A 12,463-nucleotide genomic window follows, 5' to 3' on the forward strand; every position below is an offset into this window, starting at 1 on the left:
TTGTGCCGGACGCTCTGTTTATTCCTGTATTCCCATTTCGCTTAGAATCTGTTTTTCATTGGCCGCCAGCTTGGGCTTAAACACAATCTCGCCGCGATGTTCGCAAAACCAGCGGTAAGCCCGCGTCAAGCCGGTTTCAAACGAGGTATCTTCCGGCACAATTTGATGAATCTTCGTCACATCCAGTACATTGTCATAATCGCGGAACGGGAAGTAATCTCTGGCGTTCCAGTTTGCATCATGAACCGGAATGATCTTCGCCTGCGCGCCGCAGACGTCAGCACATTGTTGAATCCATTCGCTGAAGCTCACGCCCTGTTGATCGCCGACATTGTAAATCTCAATCCCCTGATCCGGACACCTTAACAGAGTAGTGACGATCTTGGCTAAATCGCCGGTGTAGCAGAACTGAATGCGGTTATCCGCCGCCGGGATCAAAATCGGCTGATTCCGCATCAGGTGATCAAAAATGAAGCTTTCCCGCTGCACATAATTATATTCCCCATACATATAAGGCGGCCGCAAAATCGACAGCGCGATGTTTTGCTTTTGGCAAAATGCCGTCAGCGCGCTTTCCGCCGCGATTTTATCGGTACCATATTGTCCCCAGTATGGATTTTCCCCTAACGGTTGCGTTTCTAAAATCGGCAGCGCACACCGGTCTACATCATAAACCGCACTGGAACTGATGAAAACCCAGTGTTTAACGGAGCAATCCAGACTTTCGCAGCAGATCTCAATCTGCTTCTGGTTTAATCCGGACACGTCGATCACCGCGTCGAAAGTTCTGCCTTTTAACGTTTGTTTCATCGCTGCCGCGTCTTCCCGATCGCAGGTCAGCTGCGTTACCGGTCTGCCTGTCCATGGCTGACTACCGCGGTTTAATAACGAAACCTCCCAGCCATCTTCCAAACACTGTTCTGTAATCCGTCTGCCGATAAAATAACTGCCGCCTAAAATCAATACTTTTCGCATGAATGATCTCCTTTTTCAGGTTTATTATATCATCAGCCTGAACAATTACCAGTTTTCCAATCGATTCTTCCTGCATAATCATCCTATATGCAGAATAATAGAATCCCCATCGCAGCTTATTTCCGAAAAGTATCTTCAGCGCTCTTTTTTTACTTTGTGAACATATTTTTCATCATTTTCTTAGGGGGTTATTTTTACTTTTCCGCAATATTAATAGTGTTGGGTTTTGTTGAACCGCGGATGCCCGTCCGGACAGAATCGACTTTTGACCTTTTCAATTCGATTCAAACCGACAGATTTTTGTCGTCTGTCATTCAAGGAGGGCAATTCTATGGAACATTTCCTGGAACTTTTTGTCAATGTAGTTTTGAAAGTTGGTTTGCCCTTGATCGAATGTTCGATCAAGGTGATTGAATGCCGCTTAAAAATTATAGAGGCCAAAAAGAAAAGCGCTGCACCATCGACCAAGAAAAGTCAGCGCTCATCTGTCCGCCGCCACCGTAAAAGGTAGCTCATGACGGGTGCCGCCTTTCAGCAACACCTTACACCTTTAGTATAGGCATTCCTGATGGAATTTCAACCTTTTTCTTTCCTTCCTGAGTTAATCCGTTATTATTCATTGGGAACAAGGCTGAAAAACAAACAAGAATTTATAATAAAAAGGCTCAAATCAAAACACGACACTGCAAGCCGAAAAGAGTAAACGATATAGATTGGCAAAAATGAAACGAAAGAAATTGATTTCATCATCCTTTGACGACGAACGTTTGTTCAAGTCTGCCGGCGTTTACTGCCAGCCACAAGCTTCTGCCCCGTAAAAGAAAAGCCCGGCTTACGCCGGGCCTTCCTTATTCTTCTTCAAACAAACTCATCATTTCAATATCGGAATGGACTTTTTCATCCGCTTCCGATTCTTCATCATAGTCTTCAAACGGAATTTCGTCCTCGCCGACCGGATGATCGACAATCCGCACTTCCTCAATCCCCTTAATCAGACCCCAGTCCTTTTTCAGTTCCAGCGGTGTGGAGAAGGTGGCTTCCCGGCTCATCATCGGCACGTCTTTCGCCTGAAGAATCTGCAGCTGCGGATCCATCAGCATCAGACTGTCATACGGCTGCACGCATTGGCAGTAGGCGATATGATAAGGGTTGGTCTTCAGCCGCTTCACAACGATTTCGCCTTTGACCGGACGCCCGGTGACGTTGATGTCGCTCATCTTGATCCGTTTCATATTGCCCTTATCCGACAATACCCACAGGCTCTGACGTTCGTCGCTGTAGCTGCAGGCCGCCGCCAGCGTGTCGTCCTTCGCCAGATTCAGCGCCTTGACGCCCTGCGACTTGGTGCCGTTGGCCGGTACCAGATCCGAGGAATACCGGCTGATCCAGCCGCTGCGGCTGATCATGATCAGATCCTCGTGCGCATACACGACGAACGCCCGCATCATCTCATCGTCTTTCTTGAGATTCATCGCGGTCATCATCTTGTTGTTGCGCTGCACCTGCCACTGACTGATCGGCGTTTTCTTGACCTGTCCGCGCCGGCTGACGGTCACAATCCAGGCGTAGCTGGAGAAGTTTTTGACGACAATCGCATTGATGATTTTATCGTCGCCGTCAATGCTGACATATTTATTCATATGCGAGCCGACGTCCTTCCACTTCGCTTCGTCGATCTGATACACCGGCAGATACGCGTAGTTACCCTTGCTTGTGAACAACAACAGCGTGTCAAGCGTATCGACTTCCAGCTGTCCAACGAGCACGTCGCCTTCCTTCAAGCCGGTCATCGCGTTGTCGCTGGCCCCGTAGGAACGCAGCGATACCCGTTTGACATACCCATCGCGGGATGCGGTGATCATGACGCGTTCGTTAGGAATCATCGCGGTCTTATCAATGACGATTTCCTCAACCTCCGCCTGAATCTCGCTGCGGCGCGGGTCGGCATATTCCTTTTTGATCTCGCGCAGTTCCTTGATCAGAACGCTCTTTAAGACAGTCTCACTTTCCAAAATCGTTTTCAGCATTTCCATCTCGTTGACTAACTGCGCAAATTCCTCCCGCAGCGCCACGATATCGGTCGACGTCAAACGATACAGCCGCAGGGTGACGATCGCTTCGGCCTGGGTTTCACTGAAACCAAACGATTCCGTCAGATTGCGCTTGGCGTCGCCCTTATCCTTCGACTGCCGGATGACGGCGATCACCTCGTCCATGATCGACACGGCTTTCATCAAGCCCTCTAAGATGTGGCAACGTTCCTCCATCTTATTATAAAGGTAACGGCTGCGGCGCAGCACGACCTCCTCACGGTGCGCGATGAAGGCGTCCAACATCCCGATCAAGCCCATCTGAACCGGACGCTTGTTGACGATCGACACCATGTTGTAGCTGTAATAGATCTGTAAATCTGTGTTTTTATAGAAATAATTCAGGATTACATTGGGATCGGCATCCTTTTTGACGTCGATGACAATCCGCAGACCAGTCCGGTCCGTTTCGTCGCGGATATCCATAATCCCTTCAATTTCGCGGGAAAGCCGGATATCGTCCATTTTGCGGACCATCGACGATTTGACGACTTCATAGGGAATTTCCCGGATAATAATCTGATTGCATGTCTTGCCCGTGACGATCTCCGTGCGGGCGCGGATGACAATCCGGCCCTTGCCGGTGGTGAAGGCATCGACAATCCCTTTTTTGCCCATGACGATACCGCCGGTCGGAAAGTCCGGTCCCGGCAGGATTTCCATCAGTTCCTCCAGCGAACACTTCGGCCGCTGCATCCGGTAGATCGCCGCGTCGATCACTTCGCTCAGATTGTGCGGCGGGATGTTGGTCGCGTAACCCGCCGCGATTCCCGTCGCTCCGTTGACCAGCAGAACCGGAAAGCGGGCCGGCAGGACGGTCGGTTCATTCTCCGTATCGTCGAAGTTCGGCGCGAACAGGACCGTGTCCTTGTCGATATCCTCCAGCATCGTTCCGGCGATTTTCGCCAGCCGTGCTTCGGTATATCGCATCGCCGCCGCCGGGTCGTCGTCGATCGAACCATTGTTGCCATGCATATCGATCAAAGGCATGCGGATCTTCCAATCCTGCGACATCCGCACCATCGCGTCGTAAACCGAGCTGTCGCCGTGAGGATGGTAATTACCGATGACCAGACCGACGGTTTTCGCCGATTTGCGGTGCTGATGATCAAACGTGTTGCCATCATGATACATCGCGTACAGAATCCGCCGCTGAACCGGCTTCAGCCCATCGCGGGCATCCGGCAGCGCGCGTTCCTGAATAATATATTTGGAATAGCGGCCAAACCGCTCGCCCATGATGTCCTCTAACGGAGAAATCACCAGGCTGGGTTCTTTGACCGGCGCTGTATTTTCTTTCTTCTTCATTTCTGTTCCACCTTAAACGTATCTTCCAACGTAAACGCGACGTGCTGCTCAATCCAGGTACGGCGCAGATTGGCCTTGTCGCCCATCAAAATGGAAACATTGCGCTCCGCCTGCACCGCGTCTTCAATCGAAACCTGAATCAGCGTCCGGGTTTCAGGGTCCATTGTCGTTTCCCACAGCTGGGACGCGTTCATTTCGCCCAAACCTTTGTAGCGCTGAATCTCGACCTTGCCCCACTGCTGCTTCACCTCGTCCAGCTCCTCATCAGTGTAGGCGTAGCGCAGCTGCTTGCCCTTGGTCACCTTATATAACGGCGGCAGGGCGATGTAAACCATGCCATGCTCGATCAACTGCCGCATGTAGCGGTAAAAGAACGTCAAGAGCAGCACCTGAATGTGCGCGCCGTCGGTATCGGCATCGGTCATGATGATGATTTTGTTGTAATTGCTGTCGGAGTAATCGAAGCCGGAACCGATCCCCGCGCCCAGGGCATGGACGATCGTATTCAATTCTTCGTTCTTTTCAATCTCTGCCAGTCCCGCCTTTTCCGTATTCAGCACCTTACCGCGCAGCGGCAGAATCGCCTGGTACTTGGAATCGCGGCCCTGCTTGGCGGAACCACCGGCGGAATCGCCTTCCACTAAGAATAATTCTTTGCGGGTCGCATCCTTGGACTGAGCCGGCGCCAGCTTGCCGGAAAGCACCTTTTCACTTTTGCCGGCCTTCTTGCCCTTCCGCGCTTCTTCACGCGCTTTCCGCGCCGCTTCCCGGGCCTGCGACGCCTTCTGCATCTTCTTGATCAGCATCGTCGAAAGCTCTTTGTTTTCTTCCAGATAGAAGCTCAGCTTATCGCCGACAAGGCTCTCGACCGCACTCTTCGCTTCCGCGGTCCCCAGCTTGCCTTTGGTCTGACCTTCAAACTGAAGCAGATTTTCCGGAATCGACACCGACACGATCGAGGTCAGACCTTCGCGCACGTCGCTGCCTTCAAAGTTTTTATCTTTCTCTTTTAACAAACCGAGCTTCCGCGCATAATCGTTAAACGCCTTGGTGAACGCCGATCGGAAACCCATTTCATGCGTGCCCCCATCCTTGGTGCGGACAAGGTTGACAAAGGAAACCATGCTTTCCTGATAATCATCCGTATACTGGAACGCGCACTGTACCTCGATGTCATTCGCCATTCCGGTAAACACAACCGGATCATGCAGCACCGTCCGATCCTCATGCAGATACTCCAGAAAAGCCTTTAAGCCGTCTTCGTAATGGAACGTTTCCGTCTTGCCGGAACGTTCGTCCTTCACGACCATCGTGATATTCTTCAATAAGAACGCGTTTTCCCGTGCCCGCTCGCAGATCAAGCCGGCATTGAATTCGATCGTCGAGAAGATCCGCTTGTCCGGCATGAACCGGATCTTACTGCCGGTTTTGGTGCTTTTGCCAAGCTTTTCGAGCTTGCCGATCTTCTTGCCGCCATCCTCAAAACGCATGGAAACCATCTGTCCTTCCTGACAGACCGTCACCTCAACCCATTCACTTAAAGCGTTGACGACCGAGGCGCCGACGCCGTGCAGACCGCCGGAGGTCTTATACCCTCCTTCGGAGGAAAACTTGCCGCCCGCATGCAGGACGGTAAAAATAACCTGAATCGTCGGAACACCGCTGGCATGCATGCCGATCGGCATCCCGCGACCCTCATCCTCAACGCAGACCGCGCCGCACTTTTCCAGCGTGATCGTTATTTTCTTGCCGAAGCCGTTGAGCGCTTCGTCAATCGCATTGTCGACCGTTTCCCAGACCAGATGATGCAGGCCGCGCGAATCTGTCGATCCGATATACATCCCCGGACGTTTTCTGACCGCTTCCAATCCTTCCAGGATCTGAATTGAATTCTCATCATATTTCTGTGTTTTTGCCATCTTTTATTACGATTAGAGAAGAAAAAATCCTACTCTTTCTCCTTTCCGTTTCAGCTTGATTTTCCTGAGTTTAGCCTTTCCCCGCCGCCTTCATTCCAATCCGCCATAGATTAGATTATACACAAAAACGGCTTAAAATAAAAGTTTACGCGCTCGGTTTTTATGATAAAATAGGGGCGAAGGAGTGAAGAGGAAATGATTAAAATTCTTTTTGCGATGGTCCTGGGTTATCTTTTCGGATCGATCCCCTGGGCGTTAGTCATCGGCAAAGTCTTCTATAAAACCGACGTTCGTAATTTTGGCTCCGGCAATCTGGGCGGCACCAACGCCGGCCGCGTGCTGGGAAAAAAGGCCGGCGTCACCGTGATTGTGCTGGATGGTTTGAAAGCCTTCTTCGTTGTTGGCCTGTGCGTCTTGTTTGTTCCGGAGGCTGCGGTCTACGCCGGCATGTGCTGCTGCGCGGGGCATTGCTTCCCGATCTTCGCCAATTTCAAGGGCGGCAAGGCGGTCGCGACAACGTTTGGCTATCTGTTGGCCACCGGCCTGTTCGTCACCCATGAACCGATCCAGATGTTTGTGATCCCGTTTGTGATCTTCATGATCACCTTGAAGATCTGGAAGATGGTATCGCTGTCCTCCATCATCGGCATCGCCAGCGCGGCGCTGATCACGACGCTGACCCAGTCCAATCTCATGATCACCGCTTCCATCTGGATTCTCTGGGCATTTGTCACCTACCGTCACAAAGCGAATATCGAACGCATCCGCAGCCATGAGGAAAAGAAAATCTCCTGGATGTAACTGACGATCAATCTGAAAAAAGCTCGTTTTCATCTGAAAGCGAGTTTTTATTTTATCGTCGATTCAATGCCTGTCATTCGCCGTTGAGCTGTTCATTCAACGCCTGGAGAATCACATCGTTCGCACCATTATAAATGATCATCAGCTGATCGTAATAATAGATATGATAATCGGTGTCCAGCACTTTTTCTTCACGAACCTCTGCGGATCCTTCAACAATATATAAAGTCGCATCTGACTCCGCGAGCGAGCCGATCTGCTCGGCGCTGACCGTTTCCAGATTTAACGTTTCATAAAAATCATAGGTCTTAAACCGATCCAGCAGATTGCTGATCGAAATTGGAAATCCATCGTTGCTGACGCTGATTTCGGCCTGTGATTTTACGGAATACTCCGAGGCCGTCGCCGCGTTTTCAGGCTGGCTGCCGCATCCTGCGCTCAACAGAAATACGCAGAAAAACAAGAAAGGCAAAATTGACCTTTTCATAGACAGAACCTCCTACTATCTTGATTATACCGATCCCGGCTTTAAATAGATAGAGGATTAAGGAATGCTTCATGTCAATTTAAGAAAGGTGTAATAAATTATTCAATCACATACCCAAATAGTTGGATGACCATTCCAAAGCAGCCTGACTTTGCGCCGCGTCGATCAAGCCGACCGCCTGCATCGCTTCCAAAACCTGCTGCTGACGATGCAGCGCCAGATCTTTGCCGGAACTGAGCTGATAGCGGCTTGGTGACTGCGGCAATCCTGCCAGTAAGGTCGCTTCCGCCAACGTCAGCTCGGAAGGTTCCTTGTTGAAATATCCGCGGCTGGCCTGAGCAATGCCGTAATGCCCGTCGCCGTAATAGATGACGTTGACATAAAAAGAAAGAATCTCATCTTTGGAGTAGGCCGCTTCCAGATCATAGAGAAAAAACACTTCTGCGATTTTCCGCGTCAAGGACGGTTTATGCGTAAAATACAGGTTTTTCGCCAGCTGCTGAGGAATCGTGCTGCCGCCTTCCTTGAGCTCGCCGGAGATCAGATTTGTCAGCAATGCCCGGCCCAGAGAAATTACATCAATTCCCTGTCGGGTATAAAACCGCCGATCCTCCACCGCGACGACCGCATTCACAAAATCCGGACTGATCTGATCCAGCGGCATATAATCTTCGCGTTGTTTCACTTCTTCGATCTTATCCGCCAGCGGCATTTCGGCGATCGCTTCTTTATATCGCTGATAGCCTGAAGCCGTCAGCCATCCCCCGCCGATCACAAGCAGCGTGAGCAGAACAAGCACGAAACGCTTTATCCATTTCATCTTTATCACCTGTCCGCATTATACCACGCAGATCCTGCTTGCAGCCTTACAGTTTAGTCATGTTCCCGTCACCTGAGTCAAATAAAAAAACTGATAAGTCCGGCGATCCTGTCCCCTGCTTATCAGCTTTTTATTTCCTTCTTCCCAATGTTGAGTTACTGTCCCATGGACTTCATGATAGCCCGGATCTGAGCTTCGGACGGCTTCCGTCCCATCTGCAGGAACATGGCGCGAATCATCTTCTCATTGACTGGAGGATGTTCCTTCAACTGCTTTTCAAAATAACGGCGCGTGAAGAAGAAACCTAATCCACCACCGATAACCAGTCCCAAAATCAGAAATCCGATTGAACTCAAGAATGCGTTTCCCATTATTACACCACCTATCTCTGTGATTATCGTATTTATTGTATCGTTTTTCAATCTATTTTACAAGTCTATTTCCGTCAGAACCAATGTCCCCCGCAGCTGTTTCAATTCATACAGAAACGGGTATTCCGCCTTATCTGAGAGAACCAGATGCCATTGTTCTTTTTCGAGCGTGCTCGTCCGCTGTGTCAGCGAGTTATAATAAGTTATTTTATCCGGTACCAGAAACATATCATCACGATATTGAAAGCGTGTCTTCAGCTGCTGAAAAATGACATCCGGCGAGATCAGGATCGCGTCAAGCTGAGCTTGATATTCATCACGATTTTCCATCCAGCCAAGAACCGACGTACTGTTTTTCATAACAGAAATAAACTCATCGCGGATCATATATCCTCTAATCATCTTCTCACCCCGATCAATATAACAGTCCGCGCTTCAAAATTTTGTCGAAACACAAAAAAACGATGGAGAATCCGACTCCCTATCAGATTCTCCATCACTGCCTGCGACCGGTTTTGCACCTATAAATAGACCGATCACTCACCAATTTTTATCATTTTTCTACAAGCAAGACATCAAATAAATATCGATTATGTTTTTATTCTCACTGTAGCGGTCCGGTTTATTATGTTTCTGCAACTTAGTTCTTCTACCTTGTTTCGTTCACTCGTTTTCCCGTAGAATGAAGCCCCCATTACTTCGCCATAATAAACATTGTTGTTGATTTTATGCAATTCAGTTAATCTATAGATTAACCAAACATGCAATCTGGTGCTGTGCAACCCGCTGGTTCAATGCACAATTCTGGATGTTCAACAGAGCAACCTTCTGGGTCTGTTTCTTCAGCACTCACTGGTGTACACAATACGCATAACGCTACTAAAGCTAATGCGCTTAACAATACTTTCTTCATATTTCCTCCTTTCAACGGTCTTATTATATAATGAAAATCGCATTTAATATGTTTTTGTTACATTTCAAAAGTCAGAATATTTGAATCATGAAATCTTTACATATCAAGCAATTTTATGCGAAGTAAAATCATTGAAACTATCAATATCTTTATATTTTTTCGTTATTTTTACTAATTTTGATAATTCAGACTTAAAATAGCTTAAAATGCTTTCTGAACGATATTGATTTATCAATAATCTATGAATATCCGTCATGATAAAATTTTGTAATTCTTTAGCAGAAGCATTATTAATTTTCATTGAAAAATACTCATAAAAAATTTTACAAGTACTATTATCATTGGGATCCTCTAAATGAATCTGCTTGAATAACGCTGTATCTGTTGGTAAATTTAATTCTTCAAAACATTCTAAAACATGTAAAATATGAGCTGTAAACTTAGGCTTATAACTTAAGAACTTTTCAAAGTATTCCTTGGCTAATAGATAATCCTTATCATAATAATAATGATAACCTACGTTAAAATAATTTTCTTTGAGCTTTTTTTCAGCTAATCGACCTCCACATTTTGATAAATATTCTATAGATCGATCAAAGTAATTTTTTACATTATCTTTATTGCCTGTATGCAAAGCCAATGCCTTCGTATAATATAAAATACCTAAATAATATATGCTATTTAATTGCGTAAAATAAATGATTCCCAGTTCAGTATAGCGCAAGGCATCTAATAACCTTTCTTTATAAATAAGCCAGAAAACTATATAAATTGTTGAAATTTGTGAACCATTTTTATAACTAATTAATTGTTCTGATATTTTCTCAGAGTAAGACATATTCATTTCTCTAAAGAAAAAATAATCAAATAATATATTTTTAAGTATTTCATCTATTTTTGAGCTTAATAAAAAACTCGTATAATACATTCTTTCTGCAGTCACACTATTAGGATATTCAGCAAACAAATAGTATTGTATAATAATTTTAAATGCTTCATAAATATCACTATAATAGAAATATGATTTAGCTTTAGTGAATAGAGTTTCTATTTTATTATCAATTTCCTTTATTTTCCTAATATCATACAGTTCTACAGCTTCAAATAATTCAGCACTAATTAATTCAACCTGTGACATCACCCCCGGAAAGTCATCGACCTTAAACCCCAGTTTCTCAATGAAGAAGACGTATAACTCATCATCTTTGATGATCTGTCCCCGCTCTAAACGATTTAATGTAGCTCGGGAACAAACCGGTTCACCCTCAACAACTTCATAAAAAGGATGTTCCCTGGTCGCTAAAATAAATTCGTTGCAGCTGAAACGTTTATCTTTAGATCCCTGATGCATTCGTTCACGATAGATCTTGATTAGACGTCCACTGTTTTCTCGCATTTTGTTATTCGCAAACATGTTCGTTCCCCCTCCAAAAATTCCGGTTATATTCTATCATAGATTATATTGAAAAATGGTAATATTTGGGAATTCTATCAATGAAATCATATCACAAATTTATCAATACAGAGCAAAATGTAAGAATTATAGAAGTTTAAGAACACAATGCCGTTAACAAATCAAGGTCTTGATTTTAAACGATTGCTGAGGAAAGATCGAAAATTTTCATAGCGGATCGAGGATTTAATCCAATTCTAGAAGACTGCTGACTTCAAATTGGGAAGAAAGTGAACTTTTAATCGAGAGTGCCGCATTAAGAAAATTCATCAAATTACGACTAAAATCGCAGGATCGAACATACGTTGAAGAAGGTGATAACTATGTGGACACAACTTTTTCAAATGCTACAGATTTTCTTCAGCTGCTTTATCGGTTCCATCCGGACAACCTCCTTCCCGCAGCCTTTGACAGCGGAAGAAGAACAAGACGCATTGCAGCGCATGGCCAAAGGCGACGTCGAAGCGCGGGCTGATTTAATCGAACACAATCTTCGTTTAGTCGCGCACATCGTAAAGAAATTCGATATCCGCCGCGAACAAACCGAAGATCTCATCAGCATCGGTACGATCGGTTTGATCAAAGGCATCGACACGTTCAAGGTCGATAAAGGACATAAGCTGGCAACTTATGTTTCCCGCTGTATCGAAAATGCTATCCTCTCGCAGATGCGTTTATGGTTCCGAATCAATCCCCTCAGAGCAGAAAAGCACCAAAATGGCGTATTCTGGCACAGGTTTCCGAGAATATTTACATACTCTGCTCCACTTCGGAGGGCTATGTGAGGTATGCACCGATGTATATCCATAGTTTCCGACTGATAGCCCCTCGCAGACTTCTGGAAGCTCAGTTGTTTAATCAACAGTATCAGAATTATGAAGATATACCGAATGTGCAGGACAGGCTCCGCTGGTGCCGTCACCACATGGGGCTGATGCAGAAAGAGGTCGCAGACCTGATTGGAATATCCAGAGGGCATTACATAGATTTTGAAGTTGGATATGTAGATTACTATCCAAAAGAAATCGTGGACAAGCTGGCAGCACTCTATCAGGTTCCGGTAGATGATTTACTGGACGATTACAATCGCTTCTTATATAAAGGGCAAGGGAAAATGATACGAGAATATCGTGAGAGCCTTGGCTTAAAGAAAAAGCCGTTTGCCCGGTTGATACATCTTGATCCGGGAACGTTACGATGCTGGGAAAATGATGAGAAGCGAATGTTCAAAGATTCTTGGGAGAAATATTTCAAAGACATCATAAAGGTATAATAGGGTAGAGGGAAAATAAATTTCGCCCCTCCCATTGCACCGTACGTACGGAT

13 protein-coding genes are annotated in these 12,463 nt (G+C 46.3%); 4 read left to right on the top strand and 9 right to left on the bottom strand.

Features of this window, described 5'->3' with window-relative positions:
* Positions 1–18: 18 nt before the first annotated feature.
* Positions 19–975, bottom strand: coding sequence for an NAD-dependent epimerase/dehydratase family protein (locus I2G61_RS10940; RefSeq protein WP_072684141.1), 957 nt, complete (start codon positions 973–975; stop codon positions 19–21).
* Between the two features lie 331 nt (positions 976–1,306).
* Here I2G61_RS10940 and I2G61_RS10945 point away from each other — a divergent pair, with 331 nt between their 5' ends.
* The gene (locus tag I2G61_RS10945) at positions 1,307–1,486 is read left to right on the top strand and encodes a hypothetical protein (protein WP_072684140.1); all 180 of its coding nucleotides are present in this window, start codon (positions 1,307–1,309) and stop codon (positions 1,484–1,486) included.
* A gap of 337 nt (positions 1,487–1,823) precedes the next feature.
* On the opposite strand, the gene parC is transcribed toward I2G61_RS10945, so the two are convergent.
* Positions 1,824–4,373 carry a DNA topoisomerase IV subunit A gene (gene parC, locus I2G61_RS10950; RefSeq protein ID WP_072684139.1) on the bottom strand — a complete coding sequence of 850 codons (2,550 nt, stop codon included), beginning with the start codon at positions 4,371–4,373 and terminating at the stop codon, positions 1,824–1,826.
* Positions 4,370–6,292 carry a DNA topoisomerase IV subunit B gene (gene parE / locus I2G61_RS10955; protein ID WP_072684138.1) on the bottom strand — a complete coding sequence of 641 codons (1,923 nt, stop codon included), beginning with the start codon at positions 6,290–6,292 and terminating at the stop codon, positions 4,370–4,372. The genes parC and parE overlap by 4 nt, the downstream gene beginning before the upstream one ends.
* 195 nt (positions 6,293–6,487) lie before the next feature.
* Between parE and plsY the strand changes: the two genes are divergently transcribed.
* Positions 6,488–7,093: a glycerol-3-phosphate 1-O-acyltransferase PlsY gene (gene plsY / locus I2G61_RS10960; protein WP_072684137.1), complete on the top strand. Its 606-nt coding sequence runs from the start codon at positions 6,488–6,490 to the stop codon at positions 7,091–7,093.
* 73 nt (positions 7,094–7,166) lie between these two features.
* Here plsY and I2G61_RS10965 read toward each other — a convergent pair whose 3' ends face one another.
* From I2G61_RS10965 to I2G61_RS10990, 6 genes are all read right to left on the bottom strand, one after another.
* Entirely contained in the window at positions 7,167–7,580 is a 414-nt protein-coding gene (locus I2G61_RS10965) for a hypothetical protein (RefSeq protein WP_072684136.1), read from the bottom strand.
* A gap of 106 nt (positions 7,581–7,686) precedes the next feature.
* Positions 7,687–8,400, bottom strand: coding sequence for a biosynthetic peptidoglycan transglycosylase (locus tag I2G61_RS10970; RefSeq protein ID WP_072684135.1), 714 nt, complete (start codon positions 8,398–8,400; stop codon positions 7,687–7,689).
* 155 nt (positions 8,401–8,555) lie between these two features.
* The gene (locus tag I2G61_RS10975) at positions 8,556–8,771 is read right to left on the bottom strand and encodes a YneF family protein (RefSeq protein ID WP_072684134.1); all 216 of its coding nucleotides are present in this window, start codon (positions 8,769–8,771) and stop codon (positions 8,556–8,558) included.
* Between the two features lie 57 nt (positions 8,772–8,828).
* A complete protein-coding gene (locus I2G61_RS10980) occupies positions 8,829–9,173 on the bottom strand; it encodes a hypothetical protein (protein ID WP_139248592.1) in 345 nt (114 codons plus the stop codon).
* 349 nt (positions 9,174–9,522) lie between these two features.
* Entirely contained in the window at positions 9,523–9,684 is a 162-nt protein-coding gene (locus tag I2G61_RS10985) for a hypothetical protein (RefSeq protein WP_159432770.1), read from the bottom strand.
* 103 nt (positions 9,685–9,787) lie between these two features.
* Complete coding sequence (locus I2G61_RS10990; RefSeq protein ID WP_072684132.1) at positions 9,788–11,098, bottom strand: hypothetical protein; 1,311 nt, start codon at positions 11,096–11,098, stop codon at positions 9,788–9,790.
* A 353-nt stretch (positions 11,099–11,451) separates the two neighbouring features.
* On the opposite strand from I2G61_RS10990, the gene I2G61_RS10995 reads away from it, so the two are divergent.
* Positions 11,452–11,922 (top strand): sigma-70 family RNA polymerase sigma factor, encoded by a 471-nt coding sequence (locus tag I2G61_RS10995; protein ID WP_370544667.1) that lies wholly within the window; start codon positions 11,452–11,454, stop codon positions 11,920–11,922.
* Positions 11,923–11,987: 65 nt separating this feature from the next.
* The gene (locus I2G61_RS11000; RefSeq protein WP_139248591.1) at positions 11,988–12,410 is read left to right on the top strand and encodes a helix-turn-helix transcriptional regulator; all 423 of its coding nucleotides are present in this window, start codon (positions 11,988–11,990) and stop codon (positions 12,408–12,410) included.
* Positions 12,411–12,463 lie beyond the last annotated feature (53 nt).

Source organism: Holdemania sp. 1001095H_141210_F2, assembly GCF_015558105.1.
Classification (GTDB): Bacteria; Bacillota_I; Bacilli_A; order Erysipelotrichales; family Erysipelotrichaceae; genus Holdemania.